The organism is Burkholderia sp. MSh2, from assembly GCF_000731655.1.
Taxonomy (GTDB): Bacteria; Pseudomonadota; Gammaproteobacteria; order Burkholderiales; family Burkholderiaceae; genus Burkholderia; species Burkholderia paludis.
This window is the reverse complement of sequence record NZ_JPGM01000001.1, coordinates 236,722-253,705: the sequence shown is the minus strand read 5'-3', so window position 1 is coordinate 253,705 and position 16,984 is coordinate 236,722. Positions and strand designations below refer to the sequence as shown.

At 71.0% G+C, this 16,984-nt stretch carries 15 protein-coding genes; 8 read left to right on the top strand and 7 right to left on the bottom strand.

What is annotated here, in order from left to right:
- Window positions 1–40 precede the first annotated feature (40 nt).
- Window positions 41–466, top strand: a complete 426-nt coding sequence (locus GQ57_RS01075; protein WP_034196806.1) for a helix-turn-helix domain-containing protein — start codon at window positions 41–43, stop codon at window positions 464–466.
- A 97-nt stretch (window positions 467–563) separates the two neighbouring features.
- Window positions 564–1,385: a hypothetical protein gene (locus tag GQ57_RS01070; RefSeq protein ID WP_152603157.1), complete on the top strand. Its 822-nt coding sequence runs from the start codon at window positions 564–566 to the stop codon at window positions 1,383–1,385.
- Between the two features lies 1 nt (window position 1,386).
- Here GQ57_RS01070 and GQ57_RS01065 read toward each other — a convergent pair whose 3' ends face one another.
- Both GQ57_RS01065 and GQ57_RS01060 read right to left on the bottom strand, forming a co-directional pair.
- Window positions 1,387–2,268 (bottom strand): helix-hairpin-helix domain-containing protein, encoded by an 882-nt coding sequence (locus GQ57_RS01065; protein ID WP_031396940.1) that lies wholly within the window; start codon window positions 2,266–2,268, stop codon window positions 1,387–1,389.
- Between the two features lie 180 nt (window positions 2,269–2,448).
- On the bottom strand, window positions 2,449–3,972 hold the full coding sequence (locus GQ57_RS01060; RefSeq protein ID WP_034196804.1) for a sigma-70 family RNA polymerase sigma factor: 1,524 nt from the start codon (window positions 3,970–3,972) through the stop codon (window positions 2,449–2,451).
- A gap of 276 nt (window positions 3,973–4,248) precedes the next feature.
- On the opposite strand from GQ57_RS01060, the gene GQ57_RS01055 reads away from it, so the two are divergent.
- A complete protein-coding gene (locus tag GQ57_RS01055) occupies window positions 4,249–4,683 on the top strand; it encodes a hypothetical protein (RefSeq protein WP_031396938.1) in 435 nt (144 codons plus the stop codon).
- 33 nt (window positions 4,684–4,716) lie between these two features.
- Window positions 4,717–5,457, top strand: coding sequence for an SH3 domain-containing protein (locus tag GQ57_RS01050; RefSeq protein WP_034196803.1), 741 nt, complete (start codon window positions 4,717–4,719; stop codon window positions 5,455–5,457).
- 144 nt (window positions 5,458–5,601) lie between these two features.
- Here GQ57_RS01050 and ilvD read toward each other — a convergent pair whose 3' ends face one another.
- The 5 genes from ilvD to GQ57_RS01025 all read right to left on the bottom strand — a co-directional run bounded on the left by ilvD (window position 5,602) and on the right by GQ57_RS01025 (window position 13,168).
- Window positions 5,602–7,461, bottom strand: a complete 1,860-nt coding sequence (ilvD, locus tag GQ57_RS01045) for a dihydroxy-acid dehydratase (RefSeq protein WP_034196802.1) — start codon at window positions 7,459–7,461, stop codon at window positions 5,602–5,604.
- 248 nt (window positions 7,462–7,709) lie between these two features.
- Entirely contained in the window at window positions 7,710–8,732 is a 1,023-nt protein-coding gene (locus GQ57_RS01040) for an Ldh family oxidoreductase (protein WP_034196801.1), read from the bottom strand.
- Entirely contained in the window at window positions 8,725–10,317 is a 1,593-nt protein-coding gene (locus GQ57_RS01035) for an aldehyde dehydrogenase (NADP(+)) (protein ID WP_034196800.1), read from the bottom strand. Before GQ57_RS01035 ends, GQ57_RS01040 begins: the two co-directional genes overlap by 8 nt.
- Window positions 10,318–10,392: 75 nt before the next feature.
- Window positions 10,393–12,018: an APC family permease gene (locus GQ57_RS01030; protein WP_034196799.1), complete on the bottom strand. Its 1,626-nt coding sequence runs from the start codon at window positions 12,016–12,018 to the stop codon at window positions 10,393–10,395.
- 229 nt (window positions 12,019–12,247) lie between these two features.
- Window positions 12,248–13,168, bottom strand: coding sequence for a dihydrodipicolinate synthase family protein (locus tag GQ57_RS01025; protein ID WP_031396932.1), 921 nt, complete (start codon window positions 13,166–13,168; stop codon window positions 12,248–12,250).
- 251 nt (window positions 13,169–13,419) lie between these two features.
- On the opposite strand from GQ57_RS01025, the gene GQ57_RS01015 reads away from it, so the two are divergent.
- The 4 genes from GQ57_RS01015 to GQ57_RS01000 are packed head-to-tail and all read left to right on the top strand — an operon-like array spanning window position 13,420 to window position 16,971.
- Complete coding sequence (locus GQ57_RS01015) at window positions 13,420–14,352, top strand: 4-hydroxyproline epimerase (RefSeq protein ID WP_152603163.1); 933 nt, start codon at window positions 13,420–13,422, stop codon at window positions 14,350–14,352.
- The gene (locus tag GQ57_RS01010) at window positions 14,349–15,476 is read left to right on the top strand and encodes an NAD(P)/FAD-dependent oxidoreductase (protein WP_034196797.1); all 1,128 of its coding nucleotides are present in this window, start codon (window positions 14,349–14,351) and stop codon (window positions 15,474–15,476) included. The genes GQ57_RS01015 and GQ57_RS01010 overlap by 4 nt, the downstream gene beginning before the upstream one ends.
- On the top strand, window positions 15,473–15,706 hold the full coding sequence (locus GQ57_RS01005; RefSeq protein ID WP_011658575.1) for a 2Fe-2S iron-sulfur cluster-binding protein: 234 nt from the start codon (window positions 15,473–15,475) through the stop codon (window positions 15,704–15,706). Before GQ57_RS01010 ends, GQ57_RS01005 begins: the two co-directional genes overlap by 4 nt.
- Entirely contained in the window at window positions 15,703–16,971 is a 1,269-nt protein-coding gene (locus GQ57_RS01000; RefSeq protein ID WP_034196796.1) for an NAD(P)/FAD-dependent oxidoreductase, read from the top strand. Before GQ57_RS01005 ends, GQ57_RS01000 begins: the two co-directional genes overlap by 4 nt.
- Window positions 16,972–16,984: the final 13 nt, after the last annotated feature.

The following is a 16,984-nucleotide window of genomic DNA, read 5'->3' as shown; positions in this document are numbered from 1 at the left end:
AGCGGCTATCTTGCAACTTCAAGTTCACTTGAGGTCAAGCATGAGCCTGCTGGACATTGCGGACGTCGCGCGACGCTCGGGATTGCCCGCGTCGACGTTGCGCTACTACGAGGAAAAAGGGCTGATCGCCCCGCACGGCCGCCACGGGCTGCGACGGCAATACGACGAGTCGGTGCTGGAGCGCCTCGCGCTGATCGCGCTCGGCCGCGAGGCCGGGTTCTCGCTCGACGACATCCTCGCGATGGTCGGCGCGGATGGCCGGCCGGAGATCGATCGGACGAAGCTCGACGACAAGGCCGACGAACTCGACCGCACGATCCGCCGTCTCGGCGCCGTGCGCGATGCGCTGCGGCATGCGGCCGTGTGCCCGGCCTCGAGCCATCTCGAATGCCCGTCGTTCCGGAAGCTGCTGCGCATCGCCGCGCATCGCAATCCTGCCCGCCGCACGAAGGCGGACGGCGCGTAGGCGGGGAACGCCCGCACCGGCGGGTTGCCGTGGCGCCGGCGGAGGCGCGCCGCGTCGCCGTGCCGGACATCGCAAACAGGAACGACGGGGTTGCCGCGTGTGGTTTTTACTTGTGCTTTATGTGCTTCCCGCCGCGTATGCGGCATCGAAGGTCGGGCCGCATTACGGGTTCTTCGCCGGTTGCGCGACCATGGCCGCCGTGCTGGCGGCGCAGACCGTGTTGCTGAACTGGGGGGCCGCCGCGCTAAGGCGGCGCACGGCTGACGGGCAGCCCGGCGGGGCAACCGCGCCGGGCGAGCCGGCCGCCAGCCCGGAAGACGAGCCGGCCGACGCGCCTGACGACACCCCCGACGACACGCCCGACGACACGCCCGATGTGCCGCTTCGATATGGCGAGCGGGCGAGATTCAAGCAACTGGTGCTGATTGCAGGCAGCCCGCGTGCCGAGGCCACGCGCCGTTTCTACGACAAGGCGAGGCAGACGGTCGAAGCGTTCGTCGAGGTCGAGGCGGGCCCCGACGGTTCGGGCGCGGCGATGGTGTCGGCGGCCGAACTGGCCGCGGCGGACGGCCTGCCGGCCGTGCCGCCGGGCGAGACGCTCACCGTGTTCGTATCGAACGACGGCGCGTGGTCGGGGTTCCGCGTCGGCGACGACAGCTTCCGGTTCCGCCACGGCGCGATCACGGGGCTGCAGCTCACGCTGGTGATACCGGTGCGCTGGACGGGCGGCTACTCGGTGACGTTCCGGTTCGACGTGCCGAAACGGGAGGGGACTGCCGGATACGTCTCGCACTCGACGTGGTTCGATCTCGGCATGGAGCACTCGGCCCGCCACTCGCGCGCGCTTACCCATGCATGTCGCGAGATCGCGTCGGTGCTCGACGTGCCGTTCGACGTCGACGAAACCTCCGACGACTGATTCACCCCGCGTAATACACGCGGCATTCCATCTCGCGCCCGCGCACGATGCGCTTGCCGACGAGCGCCCCGTGCGTTTCGGTGAAGACGGTGCGCTGGTGCTCGCACTGCACGGCGTCGTAGAAATAGAGCGAGACCCAGTCCGTCGGGCGGCAGGATTCCGGCGTGCGCATCGCCGCATGCAGGCACAGCGCCGTGAAATGCCACCCGCCCTTGGTCATGTGCATGACCGGCGGCGGCACGTACGCGTCCGCGTTCAGCCGCCGATGGGCGAGCGTGGGCAGCACGCCGGCCGCGGCCCTGTTGCGGTACAGGCGGTCGATGTAGAGCATCAGTTCGACGGGCGGCTCCGTGTCGGGGGCGGCGTCCTCCGCGTGGCCCTGCCAGCGGCGGCGGCGGCTCAGGACGTCGTCGAGCGCGGTGCGGATGCCGGCCGCGCGCCGCGGGCCGACGCCCGAGATCGTTTCGAGCTGGCCGTTGCGGGCCGCGCGTTCGAGTTCCTCGAGCGTATCGATGTGCAGCAGGTCGTGAATCCGCAGCGCGAGCGCGTGGCCGATGCCCGGCACGGCCTCGAACGCGGACGTGCGCACGGCGTCGCCGCACAGCCGGTCGAGCTGGCGCCAGCGCCCCGTCACCAGCAGCTCGGCAATCGCCTGCGCGACTCCCGTGCCGATCTCGGGCAGCGTGCCGAGCGCGTCGACGCCGCCGCGCTCGAACAGCGCGCGGACGTCGAGGTCGAGCGCATCGACCGTTGCCGCCGCCGCTCGGTACGCGGCGACCCGATACGGGTTCGCCCCCTGGTCGGCCAACCGCTGCGCCGCCTCGCGCAGGCAGGCCGCGATACGCCGGTTTTCCTCGTACGTTTGGCTGGCGGTCGTCTGCATGGCGAAGGACCTGGGGACGCGCAAACGGAATGGACGCGGCGAACGATGCGCCGGTCGGCTCTTACCATTGTCGTAACGCGCGATGAAGAAAACTTGATGCACGTCAATGGCAAACGTAGCACAGGTGCGAAGCGCACGGTCGTGCCGGAAGCGGGCACGACCGTGCGTTTCCCGACGCGATCACGCGTCGAGAAACGACTGCGCGTTCTCCGCCTCGGCGGCCGTGCGCAATGCGGCGAGCGCCCGTTTTTCGATCTGTCGCACGCGTTCGCGCGACATGCCGGCGTCCTGCGCGATCGCGTCGTAGGTATCGGGCTCGGCGCCGCCCAGGCCGAACCGCCGGCGCAGCACCTCCGCCTCGGCCGGCGTGACCGAGCGCAGCAGCGACCTGACGCATTCGCGCATGCGCGTGTCGGCCAGTTGCTCGAACGGGCTGGCCGACGCCCGGTCCTCGATCAGTTCCGCGAGGCCGGTATCCGCATCGGGCAGCGGCGTGTCCAGCGACACGGGCTCGGCGGGCAGCGCGAGCACCGCGCGCAGCCTGTCCTCGTCGAGGCCGGTTTCGGCCGCGAGTTCGGCCGGCGTCGCCCGGCGGCCGGTGCGCTGATGAAAACGCAGCGCATGCCGCTGCACGCGCTGGTACTGGTCGCCCACGTGCACCGGCACCCGGATCGTGCGTGCGCGATCCGCGACCGCGCGTGCGATCGCCTGGCGAATCCACCACGTCGCATAGGTCGAGAACTTGAATCCGCGCCGGTATTCGAATTTCTCGATCGCGCGCATCAGGCCGACGCAACCGTCCTGCACGAGATCGGGCAGGTCGACGCCGCGGTTCATGTACTTGCGCGCGATCGACAACACGAGCCGCAGGTTCGCCTCGAGCATCGCGCGGGTGGCGTCGCGCACCTTCTGCTGGCCTTCGCCGAGTGCGGCGGCCAGCGCCCGCCGCGCGACCGTGTCGAAGCGGGCCGCCTCGCCGGTTGCGGCGCCGTGCGGCGCGGCCGCGAGCGTGCGCACGACGCGGCTGGCCTCGTCGACGGCCGGCGCGTGCCACGCGATCGAACCGAGCAGGCCGGCCACGCGGTCGCGCGCGTCGCGGTATTCGGGCGAACGGACGCCGTGTGCGTGCAATGCGTCGCGCAAGGCCGCGACGGCTGCCTGCGGCGCATCGTAGCCGGCCGGTGCGGGCGTGTCGGCATCGTCGTCGGCCGCGCCGGCCGCAGCCGTTGCGCCGTGACTCGCCAGCAGCGCGTCGACCGCCGCCGGGCAGCCCGCGAGCGCGTGCAGGATCTGGTGGCGGCCGGTCTCGATCTCGCGGGCGAGTACGATCTCGCCTTCGCGCGTGAGCAGCGGCACCGCCTGCATGCGCCGCAGGTAGAGCGCGAGCGGGTCGGTGGACGCGCTCGTGCCCCGGGCGAGGTCGCCGAGCACGGCGCGGCCTTCGTCGAGCGCATCGCGATCGACGTCGACCGGCGTCGTGCCGGCGAACGGTGCGGGCGTGGCCGGCTCGTCGAGCACGGCGATGCCGATGTCGGCGAGCGCGGCGCGCACGACGTCGAGCGCGTCGGGGCTGTCGCTTTCGGGCGGCAGCGCGTCGACGAGGTCGGCGTGTGTCAGATAACCCTGTTCGCCGGCGAGCGCCAGCAACTGGATGATCGGATCGAGCGGCGTGTCCGCCCGGAGCGTGGGGCGTGGCGTAGTCATGGCGATGGCGGCGCGAGCCGCGTTCCTGTCTGGGCGGCCCGAAGTCCGCCGGTTCGGCCGCCGGTTGCTCGCGGACACCCGTCCGCGCCGGTCGGCCCGACATCGTTCAAGTTGAGGGCATTTGCGCGAACTTCAACGCGTACACGGCGGGCGATCGCGACCGTTCCTGTCTGGAAACAAAAAGTAACCGATCAAACCTGCGGAAATCTGCAGGGGACGTAAGCTAGAGTCAGGCGCGCGCCCGACGGCGACGCGCGGATTCTGCCGGAGCATGAGATGAACCCGATTCCTGCCGCGAGGCATGCGATATTCGCGTTGGCAACGCTGACCCTCGGCGGCTGCTATTACACGAGTCCTTATGGCTATACACCTTACTACGCGCCGGCACCGGCCACGCTGACGCAGCGCGAGACCCCCGTCGCACCGGCTGCGCCGGGTACCGTTGCCCCGGGCCCGGCTCCGGCGGCGAGCACCGCGCCGCCCGCGAGCTACGCGGCTCCCGCCTACGACGTCACGCCGGCCTATCCGCTGCCGTATCCCTATCCGTACCCGTATCCGTACTATGCGCCGGCGTATTACCCGGGCTGGTACGGCTGGGGCGCGCCGGCGATCTCGGTCGGCTTCTGGGGCGGCTGGGGCGGTTACTGGCACGGACGCGGCGGCTACTGGCGCCGCCCGTGGGGCGGCGGCTGGGGCGGCCATCGGCACTGACCGGCGCGCGGCGGCGCCGCGCGGGAGAGCATCATGAGGAACACGATTGTCCGAAGCCTGTGCGTCGTTCTGTTCGGCCTTGCGGCCGCGCCGGGCGTGGCCGATGCGCAGAGCACCGCCTACACGAATTCGCCGGCCGAACTGTATGCGGGGCCGGCGCCCGACTATCCGGTGGTCGCGCAGATCCCGCCCGACACGGCGCTGGACGTATTCGGCTGCCTGAGCGACTACTCGTGGTGCGACGTCGCGCTGCCTGGCGTGCGCGGCTGGATCGATGCGCAGTTGCTCGAGTATCCGTACCAGGGCAGCTACGTGCCGTTGTTCGACTACGGCGCGATCATCGGCGTGCCGATCACCGGATTCGCGATCGCCGCGTACTGGGATCGCTACTACCGCAACCGGCCGTGGTATCACGACCGCGACCGCTGGGCGCATCGTCCGGAGCCGCGGCCCGGCCCCGGCGGGATGCCGCCGGGACAGGGGCATCCGCCGCCGGGCGGGGCGATGCAGGCGGCACCGGGCGGCCCGCCGCCCGTGCATGACGCGCGGCCGTCGGCGGCGCGCGGCGGCTGGAACGGCGCGATTCGCACGCCGCCGCCGAACGTATTGCGTCCGCCGCCCGCGCAGGGCGGCGAGGCTCGCGCGATGCCGCCGGCGCGCCAGGGCGGCAATTCCGGCGCGCGGCCGCAAGGCGGCGGCAACGGCGGTGGAGGTCACGGCGAGGGCAGCGGCAACGGCAACGGCGGCGGGGGCCCCGACGAATTCCGTCACTGACGTTGTCGGCCCGGCCGGTTTCCCCCGGCGCCGGACGAAAAAAAGCCGCTCGTCAGAGCGGCTTCCGGATCGCGCGAGCGGGCGGTCGTACGGCCCGCGGGCCGGCCGGCTGCGCGTTGCCGGCAGCCGGCCGCACCGGCCCGGTCAGTCGTCGAGCAGAGACTGGTCGCGCACCGCGCCCTTGTCGGCGGACATGACCAGCTTCGCGTAGGCCTTCAGCGCCGCGGACACCTTGCGCGGACGCGGCAGCGCCGGCTTCCAGCCCTTCGCGTTCTGCGCTTCGAGGCGGCGCGCCAGTTCCTCGTCCGACACCAGCACGTCGATCGTGCGGTTCGGGATGTCGATGCGGATCTTGTCGCCGTTGCGCACGAGGCCGATCGCGCCGCCCGCCGCCGCTTCGGGCGAGCAGTGGCCGATCGACAGGCCCGACGTGCCGCCCGAGAAGCGGCCGTCCGTCAGCAGCGCGCACGATTTGCCGAGCCCCTTCGACTTGATGTAGCTGGTCGGGTAGAGCATTTCCTGCATGCCGGGGCCGCCCTTCGGGCCTTCGTAGCGCACGATCACCACGTCGCCGGCCTTGACCTTGTCGTTCAGGATGTTCTCGACCGCTTCGTCCTGCGATTCGGTCACGTGTGCGGTGCCCTCGAACACGAGGATGCTCTCGTCGACGCCGGCCGTCTTCACCACGCAGCCGTCTAGCGCGATGTTGCCGGTCAGCACGGCGAGGCCGCCTTCCTTCGAGAACGCATGCTCGTACGAGCGGATGCAGCCTTCCGCGCGGTCGAGGTCGAGGCTCGGCCAGCGCGTGTTCTGGCTGAACGCGACCTGCGTCGGGATGCCGGCCGGGCCGGCCAGGTAGAACGTGCGGACCGCCTCGTCCTGCGTGCGGACGATGTCCCACTGGTCGAGCGCGTCCTTCAGCGTCGGCGCGTGCACGGTCGGCACGTCGGTGTGCAGCTTGCCGGCGCGCTCGAGCTCGCCGAGGATCGCCATGATGCCGCCTGCGCGGTGCACGTCCTCGATGTGGTACTTGTTCGTGTTCGGCGCGACCTTGCACAGCTGCGGCACGGAGCGCGACAGACGGTCGATGTCCTTCATCGTGAAGTCGATGCCGGCTTCCCGCGCGATCGCCAGCAGGTGCAGGATCGTGTTGGTCGAGCCGCCCATCGCGATGTCGAGCGTCATCGCGTTCTCGAATGCCGCGAAGCCGACCGAGCGCGGCAGCACGCGTGTGTCGTCCTGCTCGTAGTGCTGGCGCGTCAGCTCGACGATGCGGCGGCCGGCGCGCTTGAACAGCTGTTCGCGATCGGCGTGCGTGGCCACCACCGTGCCGTTGCCGGGCAGCGACAGGCCGAGCGCTTCGGTCAGGCAGTTCATCGAGTTCGCGGTGAACATGCCGGAGCACGAGCCGCAGGTCGGGCAGGCCGAGCGTTCGACTTCGGCTACATCGGCGTCCGAGTACGACGCGTCGGCCGCGATCACCATCGCGTCGACGAGGTCGAGCTTCTTCAGTTCGACGGTCTTGGTGATCGGGTTCGCGAGGCGCGTCTTGCCGGCTTCCATCGGGCCGCCCGACACGAAGATCACCGGGATGTTCAGGCGCATCGCGGCCATCAGCATCCCCGGCGTGATCTTGTCGCAGTTCGAGATGCAGACCATCGCGTCCGCGCAGTGCGCGTTCACCATGTATTCGACCGAGTCGGCGATGATGTCGCGGCTCGGCAGCGAATAGAGCATGCCGTCGTGGCCCATCGCGATGCCGTCGTCGACCGCGATCGTGTTGAACTCCTTCGCGACGCCGCCGGCTGCCTCGATCTCGCGCGCGACGAGCTGGCCGAGATCCTTCAGGTGCACGTGCCCGGGCACGAACTGGGTGAACGAGTTGACGACCGCGATGATCGGCTTCGAGAAATCGTCGTCTTTCATGCCGGTGGCGCGCCACAGCGAGCGCGCGCCCGCCATGTTGCGGCCGGCGGTGGAGGTCTTGGAACGGTAAATGGGCATTGTGGTTGCTGAAGAAATATCGCGGGAAAAGGGTGGAGGCACGGGGAATAAAGGCCTCTCTCGCGCCCGTGCGAACAACCTCTTGAGCTGCGCCCTGGGCAAACCACGCGATTATCCCACAGCCGCCGCGGGCGTGGCGCCCGTGCGGCCGGCAACCGGCGTGGGCGGCGCCGCCCGGCCGCCCGCCCGTGGAAACCCTTGCGGCGCCGGCTTGCAAGGCGGCCCGGCGGGCTCCGGCGCCGCGGCCGTCAGTCGAGCAGCGCCAGGATCTCGTCGTACAGCGCCCGCGGAATCCGCACGCCGTTCGCGATGCTGCGCGCGCGGGCGTCGAAGCGCCGTTGCGACGGCAGCCGCGCGCCCTGCGCGACGATCGATTCGAACATCCGCTCGCCGCGCGCGAGCCCCGCGTCGAGGTCGTCGCCGAGGAACACGTGCGGGTCGAACGCGATCACGAGCTCGCCGTGGCACGGCGTCGCGCCGACGCCTTCGTCGAAGTCCATCGATTCCCGGCTGGTCATGTCGCCGATCAGCGCGCCGCCGAGCAGCTCGACCATCGCCGCGAGCGCCGAGCCCTTGTGACCGCCGAACGTGCGCATCGCGCCCCTCAGCGCGGCCTGCGGGTCGGTGGTCGGCTGGCCGTCCGCGTCGATCGCCCAGTGCGGCGGAATCGCCTTGCCTTGCTTCGCATGCAGCTCGATGTCGCCGCGTGCGATCGCGCTCGTCGCGAAATCGAACACGAACGGCTCGCCACCGGGGCGCGGCCACGCGAATGCGATCGGATTCGTGCCGAATACGGGCTCGCGGCCGCCTTCCGGCGCGACCCAGCTATGGCTCGGATTCATCGCGATGCCGGCCAGCCCTTCGGCCGCGAGCGCCTCGACCTCGGGCCACAGCGCGGAGAAGTGGTAGCAGCGGTTGATGACCATCGCCGCGATCCCGTGCTGTTTCGCCATCCCGACGAGCACGGGCAGCCCGGTTTCGAAGCCGAGCAGCGAGAAGCCGCGATGCGCGTCGACCGCGACGATCGACGACGACAGCCGGCGCAGCGTCGGCACGGCCTGCGGATCGACCTTGCCTTTCTTCAGCGACCGCACGCAGACGAGCAGCCGGTACACGCCATGCGAGTGGCATTCGTCGCGCTGGCCCTGCGTGATCACGCGGGCGATCGCGCGCGCATGCGCGTCCGACATCCCGTGGTGCGTCAGCACGCGCAGCGCGAGCGCATGGACTTCGTCGAGCGACAGGGTGACTTCGGCGCGGTGTTCAGACATGGTTCGCCTCCCGCGGCGCGGGGACGCCGTCGATGCGCCGCGGCACGTTCAGCGGATTGCCGTCGCGGAGCGCGTCCGGCAGCAGCGCGTCGGGCAGGTCCTGGTACGACACCGGGCGCAGGAAACGCTCGATCGCGCGCGCACCGACGGACGTCGTACGCGTGTCGGACGTGGCCGGGAACGGCCCGCCGTGCACCATCGCGTGGCCGACCTCGACGCCCGTGCCGAAGCCGTTGACGAGAATCCGGCCGGCCTTGCGTTCGAGCGTCGCGCGCAGCGCGGCGAACAGCGCGGCGTCGCCGTCGGCGAGATGCGCGGCGATCGTCAGTTGGCCGTCGAGCGACTTCAGCACGCGATGCAGCGTGTCGGCGTCCGGGCAGCGCACGATCAGAGACGCGGGGCCGAATACTTCGTCGCGCAGCTCGGGGGTGGCGACGAACGCGTCGGCCGACGTCGCGAACAGCGCCGCGCGGGCCTGATGGCGGCCGCCCTCGATGCCTTGCGCCAACGATTCGACCGACGCGTGATCGCGCAGCGCCGCGACGCCTTGCGCGTAGCTCGCGTGGATGTGCGGCGTCAGCATCGTCTGCGCGGCCGTCGCCCGCACGGCCTCGGCCGCCCGGGCCTCGAACGCGCGCAGCGCGGGGCCGTCGATCGCGAGCACGAGGCCCGGGTTCGTGCAGAACTGGCCGGCGCCGAGCGCGAGCGAGGCGACGAACTGCGGCGCGATCGTGTCGTGGCGCGCGTCGAGCGCGGCGGGAAGCAGCAGCACGGGGTTGATCGAGCTCATTTCCGCATAGACGGGGATCGGCTCGGCGCGCGCGGCCGCGACGTGCATCAGCGCGAGGCCGCCGCTGCGCGAGCCGGTGAAGCCGACGGCCTTGATGCGCGGATCGGCGACGAGCGTCCGGCCGATCTCGCGCGATACGTCGAACAGCAGCGAGAACACGCCGTCCGGCATGCCGCACTCCTGCGCGGCCTGCCGGATCGCGCGGCCGACCAGCTCCGACGTGCCGGGATGCGCGGAATGCGCCTTGACGATCACCGGGCAGCCGGCCGCGAGCGCCGACGCCGTGTCGCCGCCGGCGACCGAGAACGCGAGCGGGAAGTTCGACGCGCCGAATACGGCGACGGGCCCGAGCGCGACGTTGCGCAGGCGCAGGTCCACGCGCGGCAGCGGCTTGCGCTCGGGGCGGGCCGGATCGATCCGCGCGTCGAGAAAGCCGCCGTCGCGCACCAGCGACGCGAACAGCGCGAGCTGGCCGACCGTGCGGCCGCGTTCGCCTTCGATGCGCGCGCGCGGCAGGCCCGTCTCGGCGACGCAGCGCTCGATCAGGTCGTCGCCGAGCGCCATGATGTGGCGGCCGATCGCGTCGAGAAACGCGGCGCGGGCGTCGAGCCCCGTTTCGCGATACGTGTCGAACGCGTCGTCGGCGAGCGCGCAGGCCGTCTCCAGGTCGTTCAGGCTGGCGCCGCCGAAGGCGGGTTCGAGCGGTTCGCCGGTCGCGGCGGCGAGTGCATGGAGGGTGCCGTTCCGTCCGGTGACGACGGACTGGCCGATCAGGAGCTGGCCTGTGAGTTGCATGGTTTTCCTCGGAAAAAGCAGGGGCCGGACGCGGGATGCCCGGCCGGCGTGACGGTAAGAAAGGGGGCGGGCGCGTCAGTCCTCGTCGTCGTCGAGCTGCAGCTTGTCGGCGGGTACGCCGGTGGTGGCGCCCCAGTAGTAGATGACGAGCGCGACGGCCGCGACGACGAGCGTGTCGTACGGATGGGCCAGCCGGCCCGTGCCGCCGAAGCCGCCGAAATACGACAGCACGATCATCGCGGCATGGAACGCGATCAGCCATGCGGACGAACGCACCTGCTCGGCGAGGCTCAGGTGCGCGGTCGGCACCCAGCGGCGGCACGCGAGATAGACGACGAACATCGCGATCTGCAGGCCGAGCAGCCAGGACACGGTGCTCCAGCCCGACCAGTAGACGATCAGCGCGGCGATCACGAACGACGCCGGGCCGGTGACGCAGAAGGCGCTCGCGCGGAACGGCCGCGGCAGGCCGGGCGCGGTGCGGCGCAGCGCGGCGACCGACACGGGCGCCACCGCGTAGCTGAGCACCAGCGCGGCCGACACGATGTTGATCAGCGCCTCCCACGACGGGAACGGCAGCGTCCAGAAGATCGCGAGGCCGAACGTGAGCCACAGGCCCGCGCGCGGGATGCCCGACGCTTCGTCGACGCGCGTGAACACCTTGAAGAAGGTGCCCGTCTTCGCCCAGCCGTAGACGACGCGCGGCGTCGCGTTCATGTAGATGTTGCCGCAGCCGCTCGGCGAGATCATCGCGTCGGCGACAACCATCACGGCGAGCCAGCCGACGCCGAGCGCGAGCGCGATGTCGCGGTACGGCAGCGAGAACGCCTTGCTCACGTCGTGCCAGCCGGCGGCGAGCATGACCGTCGGGATGCTGCCGATGAACGCGAGTTGCAGCAGCACGTAGATCAGCGTCGACAGCAGGATCGACAGGATCAGCGCGATCGGGATCGTGCGCTGCGGGTTGCGCACCTCGCTCGCGACCGACACGATCGGCGTGAGCCCGAGGTACGCGAAGATGATGCCGCCCGCGGACACGGCCATCTCGATGCCCGGCATGCCGAACGGCGCGAAGCCGTGCACGGTCAGGTTCGCCGGCTTGAAGAACGAGAACAGCACGGCGATCACCGCCAGCGGCACGATGAACTTGAAGATGCTGATGATGTTGTTCGCCTTCGCGAACGTCTTCACGCTGGAATAGTTCAGATAAAAGAAGAAGCAGAGCAGCGCGGCCTGCACGAGCCAGCCGAGCGTGGTCGGGTCGCTCGATCCTTCGGCCGTCAGGCCCGGAAACCATGCGGCCGCGTACTGGCGCGCGGCGACCACTTCGATCGCGATCAGGCTCGAGAAGGCGATCAGCGTGATGAAGCCCATCAGGTAGCCGAGCAGCGGGCCGTGCGAGAACACCGGGTAGCGGACCACGCCGCCCGCGCGCGGCAGCGCGGCGCCGAGTTCGCAATAGACGATGCCGAGCAGCAGCACCGCGAAGCCGCCGAGCAGCCACGAGAAGATGCCGGCCGGCCCGGCGATCGTCGACACATGGCTCGCGGCGAACAGCCACCCCGAACCGAAAATCGCGCCGAGACCGATGAACGTGAGGTCGGTCAGCGACAGCTGTTTCTTGAACTTGCCGTGACCCGCGTCGGGGTGCGCGGAACCGGAAAGCGGGACGGACGGGTGTGCGTTGCCTTGGCCTGGCATGGGCTTGTCTCCTGGGGGAAGGGCGGCACAGGCGTGGGCCGCGCGCTCCGACGGAGCGGCGCGCACGCCTGCCGGCCGGCGTCGCCCGGTTCGAACGACCGGGGCGGGCCGCGGCCCGGTCACGCGCGGCGCGCGCCGGCGCCGGTGTGAGCGGGCCCGCAGGCCATGCCGGACCGGAGGCGGCGGCGCGCGAGGGGGAAGACCCGCGCGCCGCCGCCGGGGGAATCGGTCAGAGACCGACGTCGGGCAGCGCCGGACGCGTTTCGAGCGCCTTCGCGACGATCGCCTTCACTTCCGCGAGCGTGTCGCCCTGCAGCGCGAGGCGCGGCGGACGCGTGATCGCGCTGCCGCGGCCGACCAGTTCCTCGCACAGCTTGATGCACTGCACGAGGTCGGGGCGCGCGTCGAGGTGCAGCAGCGGCATGAACCAGCGGTACAGCGCGAGCGCTTCGTCGAACCGCTTCTGCTTCGCGAGGCGGAACAGCGTCTCGCCTTCCTTCGGGAACGCGTTCGACATGCCCGACACCCAGCCTTCGGCACCCACCGCGATGCTCTCGACCACGACGTCGTCGAGGCCCGCGAACAGCACGAAGCGATCGCCGACCGCGTTGCGCAGGTCGATGAAGCGGCGCGTATCGCCCGACGAATCCTTGAAGCAGACGATGTTCTCGCAATCCTGCAGCGCGATCAGCACATCGGGCGTCACGTCGTTCTTGTAGATCGGCGGGTTGTTGTAGACCATCACCGGCAGGTCGGTGCTCGTCGCGACCGCGCGGAAGTGCGCGGCGGTTTCGTGCGGCTTCGCCGAGTAGACGAGCGCGGGCATCACCATCACGCCGTCGACGCCGACGCGCTGGGCCTCGCGCACCGTGTTGCGCGCGAATTCGGTCGTGAATTCGGCGATGCCGGCGATCACCGGAACCTTGCCGCCGGCCGCGTCGCGCGCGGCCTCGATCACCTGGAGCTTCTCGCTCGTCGACAGCGACGTGTTCTCGCCGACCGTGCCGCAGACCACGAGGCCCGACACGCCGTCGTTCACCAGGTTCCTGACCACGCGGTGGGTGGCGTCGATGTCGAGGGAAAAATCCGGCTTGAACTGGGTGCTGACGGCCGGGAAAACCCCGGTCCACTGAATGGCTTTGCGGCTCACTGAAATCTCCTACGTTCGTATCGGTCGGCCGACAGGGGTGTCGGTGTGGCAACCAGTATCGCCGTGCAAACGCCGATCACGCTTGAGTCGTATCGCGGAGCAAAATGACGAAATCGGCACAGCGGCCGGACGGCGCGGGGAGGGGGCGCGACACTATGCCGATTTCGTCGTCGTCCTCATCGAAAAGCCACAAGCGGACGGACGCACGACGGAGGAAGCTATGCTCCTTTCCCCACTTCGGACGGCTCATGATGAAGCGCATCCAGATCATCGATTCGCACACGGGCGGCGAACCCACGCGGCTCGTCGTGTCCGGCTTTCCCTCGCTCGGCAACGGCACGATGGCCGAGCGCCGCGACGTGCTCGCACGCGAGCACGACCGCTATCGCACCGCCTGCATTCTCGAGCCGCGCGGCAGCGACGTGCTGGTCGGCGCGCTGCTGTGCGAGCCCGTGTCGCCGGAGGCGGCGGCAGGCGTGATCTTCTTCAACAATAGCGGCTATCTCGGGATGTGCGGGCACGGCACGATCGGCGTCGTGCGCACGCTGCATCACATGGGTCGCATCGAGCCCGGCGTGCACCGGATCGAAACGCCGGTCGGCACCGTCGAGGCGACGCTGCACGACGACCTGTCGGTCAGCGTGCGCAACGTGCCCGCGTATCGCCACGCACAGGGCGTCGCGCTCGACGTGCCGGGGTACGGCCCCGTGACGGGCGACATCGCGTGGGGCGGCAACTGGTTCTTCCTGATCAGCGACCACGGGCAGCGCGTCGCCGGCGACAACGTCGCGGCGCTCACCGCGTATGCGTCGGCCGTGCGCGAAGGGCTCGAACGCGCGGGCATCAGCGGCGCGAACGGCGGCGAGATCGACCACATCGAGCTGTTCGCCGACGATCCCGAGCACGACAGCCGCAGCTTCGTGCTGTGCCCGGGCCTCGCCTACGACCGTTCGCCGTGCGGCACCGGCACCAGCGCGAAGCTCGCCTGCCTCGCGGCCGACGGCAAGCTCGAGCCGGGCGCCGTGTGGCGGCAGGCCAGCGTGATCGGCAGCGTATTCCAGGCGAGCTACGAGCGAGCCGACGGCGGCATCGTGCCGACGATTCGGGGCAGCGCGCACCTGAGCGCGGAAGCGACGCTACTGATCGAGGAAGACGATCCGTTCGGCTGGGGCATCGGGTCGTGAGCGAAACGAAGACCGACGTCGTCGTGATCGGCGCCGGCATTGTCGGCGCGGCGTGCGCGCACGAGCTTGCACAGCGCGGGCTGCGCGTCGTCGTCGTCGACGACGCCAGCGGCGGCGCGACCGGCGCGGGGATGGGCCACCTCGTCGCGATGGACGACAACGCGGCCGAACTCGCGTTGAGCCATTACTCGATCGAACTCTGGCGTGCGTTGAGCGGCGAGATGCCGGCCGACTGCGCGTACCGCGCGTGCGGCACGCTGTGGCTCGCGGTCGATGCGCACGAAATGGATCTCGCGCGTGCGAAGCAGTCGACGCTTGCCGCCCACGGCGTGGCCGGCGAACTGATCGACGCGGCGGCGCTCGCGCAACTGGAGCCGATGCTGCGCGCTGGCCTCGGCGGCGCGCTGAAGATTCCGGGCGATGCGATTCTCTATGCGCCCGTCACCGCGAACTGGCTGTTGCAGCGCGCGCCGCGCATCACGTTGCGGCGCGACCGCGCGACCGCCGTCGACGGCGCGGGCGTGACGCTCGCGAGCGGCGCCACGCTGCGCGCGGAGCGCGTGGTCGTCGCGAACGGCGTCGCGGCGCGCATGCTGCTGCCCGAGTTGCCGCTGCGCCCGAAAAAAGGCCACCTGCTGATCACCGACCGCTATCCGGGCCACGTGTCGCACCAGCTCGTCGAGCTCGGCTATGCGGCGAGCGCGCATGCGAGCGACGGCACGTCGGTCGCGTTCAACGTGCAGCCGCGGCCTACCGGCCAGTTGCTGATCGGTTCGTCGCGCCAGTTCGACACCGAGGATCCGCAGGTCGAGCCGACCGTGCTCGCGCGCATGCTGCGCCGCGCGGTCGGCTACCTGCCGGATCTGGCGGACCTGAACGGCATCCGCGCGTGGACGGGGTTCCGTTGCGCGAGCCCCGACGGCCTGCCGCTGCTCGGCGAGCATCCGGCGCGGCCGGGCGTGTGGCTCGCGGTCGGGCACGAGGGGCTCGGCGTGACGACCGCGCCGGGCAGCGCGCGGCTCGTCGCCGCGCTGATGGCCGGCGAGCGGCCGCCCATCGATATCGAACCGTATTTGCCGGGACGCTTCCTGACCGCGTCCCCCGTAGCCGGAGCGCTGACATGATCATTCATCTGGACGGCCGCGCGCTGACCGTGGCCGATGGCGCGACCGTCGCGGCCGCCGTTGCGGCGAGCGGCGACGACACGACGCGCGTGTCGTGCACGGGTGCGGCGCGCGCGCCGTTTTGCGGAATGGGTATTTGCCAGGAGTGCAGGATGACGATCGACGGCCGCCGCAGGCTGGCTTGCCAGACGCTGTGCCGCGACGGCATGCGGGTGGAGCGCACGCGATGAAACAGGCAAGACTGAGCGTCGACGTCGCGATCGTCGGCGCGGGGCCGGCCGGGCTCTCGGCCGCACGGGCCGCCGCGCAGGGCGGAGCGACGGTCGCGGTCATCGACGACAACCCGCGCGCGGGCGGCCAGATCTGGCGGCAAGGCGCGGCGGCCGTGCCGCCCACCGTCGCCGCCGGCCGCCTCGCCGTGCTGCGGCAGCCGAACGTCACGCATCTCGCGGCGACGCGCATCGTCGCCGAAACGCAGCCGGGCACGCTGCTGCTCGAGGACGACGAGCGCGGGCAACTGCTCGATTTCCGGACGCTGATCCTCTGCTGCGGCGCCCGCGAGCTGCTGCTGCCGTTTCCGGGCTGGACGCTGCCGGGCGTGACCGGCGCGGGCGGCCTGCAGGCGCTGATCAAGTACGGCCTCGACGTACGCGGGCAGCGCACGGTGATTGCGGGCAGCGGGCCGCTGCTGCTGGCGAGCGCGGCGACGGCCCGTCAGGCCGGCGCGCGCGTGTCGCATGTGCTCGAACAGGCGCGCCGCGGCGACGTGGCCCGCTTCGGCGCGGGGCTGTGGCGCTGGCCGTCGAAGCTCGCGCAGGCCGCGAAGCTCGTCACGGCCGCCTATCGGCCCGACGCGTACGTCGTCGAGGCGTTCGGCGACCGGCGGCTCGAACGCGTGCGGATCAGTCACGGCGATCGCGAGTTCGAGGTTGACTGCGACCGGCTCGCATGCGGCTTCGGGCTCGTGCCGAACACCGTGCTGCCGAGCCACCTCGGCTGCCGGGTCGAGAACGGCGCGGTGGCGGTCGACGCGCACCAGCGCACGAATCGCGACGGGGTGTTCGCGGCCGGCGAGTGTACCGGCGTCGGCGGCAGCGAGCTGGCGATGGTCGAAGGCGAAATCGCCGGCTATGCGGCGACCGGGCAGACGGCGCAGCTGGCCGCTCGCCTTGCGCGGCGCGCGCACTGGCAGGCTTTCGCGGACGCCGTTCGCGAGTGCTTCGCGATTCGCGAGCCGATCCGTCGGCTCGCGCGGCCCGATACGCTGCTGTGCCGGTGCGAGGACGTGCGTTTCGACGCAGTCGCGCAGGCGCCGGGATGGACGGCGGCAAAGCTGCAGTCGCGCTGCGGGATGGGGGCGTGCCAGGGCCGCGTGTGCGGCGCGGCCGCGCAGACGCTGTTCGGCTGGACGCCGCCCGCGCCGCGCACGCCGCTCGTGCCCGCGCGGGTCGGCACACTGATGCTGGACGGCACGGCATCCCGCGACGGCGCGTGACCCGCCGCGGCCG

What these genes read in the sequence shown, in the direction of transcription:
- GQ57_RS01075 (WP_034196806.1), top strand. Translation starts at nt 41, where the DNA reads ATGAGCCTGCTGGACATTGCGGACGTCGCGCGACGCTCGGGATTGCCC.
- GQ57_RS01065 (WP_031396940.1), bottom strand. Translation starts at nt 2,268, where the DNA reads ATGCAGACGACCGCCAGCCAAACGTACGAGGAAAACCGGCGTATCGCG.
- GQ57_RS01060 (WP_034196804.1), bottom strand. Translation starts at nt 3,972, where the DNA reads ATGACTACGCCACGCCCCACGCTCCGGGCGGACACGCCGCTCGATCCG.
- GQ57_RS01055 (WP_031396938.1), top strand. Translation starts at nt 4,249, where the DNA reads ATGAACCCGATTCCTGCCGCGAGGCATGCGATATTCGCGTTGGCAACG.
- GQ57_RS01050 (WP_034196803.1), top strand. Translation starts at nt 4,717, where the DNA reads ATGAGGAACACGATTGTCCGAAGCCTGTGCGTCGTTCTGTTCGGCCTT.
- ilvD (WP_034196802.1), bottom strand. Translation starts at nt 7,461, where the DNA reads ATGCCCATTTACCGTTCCAAGACCTCCACCGCCGGCCGCAACATGGCG.
- GQ57_RS01040 (WP_034196801.1), bottom strand. Translation starts at nt 8,732, where the DNA reads ATGTCTGAACACCGCGCCGAAGTCACCCTGTCGCTCGACGAAGTCCAT.
- GQ57_RS01035 (WP_034196800.1), bottom strand. Translation starts at nt 10,317, where the DNA reads ATGCAACTCACAGGCCAGCTCCTGATCGGCCAGTCCGTCGTCACCGGA.
- GQ57_RS01030 (WP_034196799.1), bottom strand. Translation starts at nt 12,018, where the DNA reads ATGCCAGGCCAAGGCAACGCACACCCGTCCGTCCCGCTTTCCGGTTCC.
- GQ57_RS01015 (WP_152603163.1), top strand. Translation starts at nt 13,420, where the DNA reads ATGAAGCGCATCCAGATCATCGATTCGCACACGGGCGGCGAACCCACG.
- GQ57_RS01005 (WP_011658575.1), top strand. Translation starts at nt 15,473, where the DNA reads ATGATCATTCATCTGGACGGCCGCGCGCTGACCGTGGCCGATGGCGCG.
- GQ57_RS01000 (WP_034196796.1), top strand. Translation starts at nt 15,703, where the DNA reads ATGAAACAGGCAAGACTGAGCGTCGACGTCGCGATCGTCGGCGCGGGG.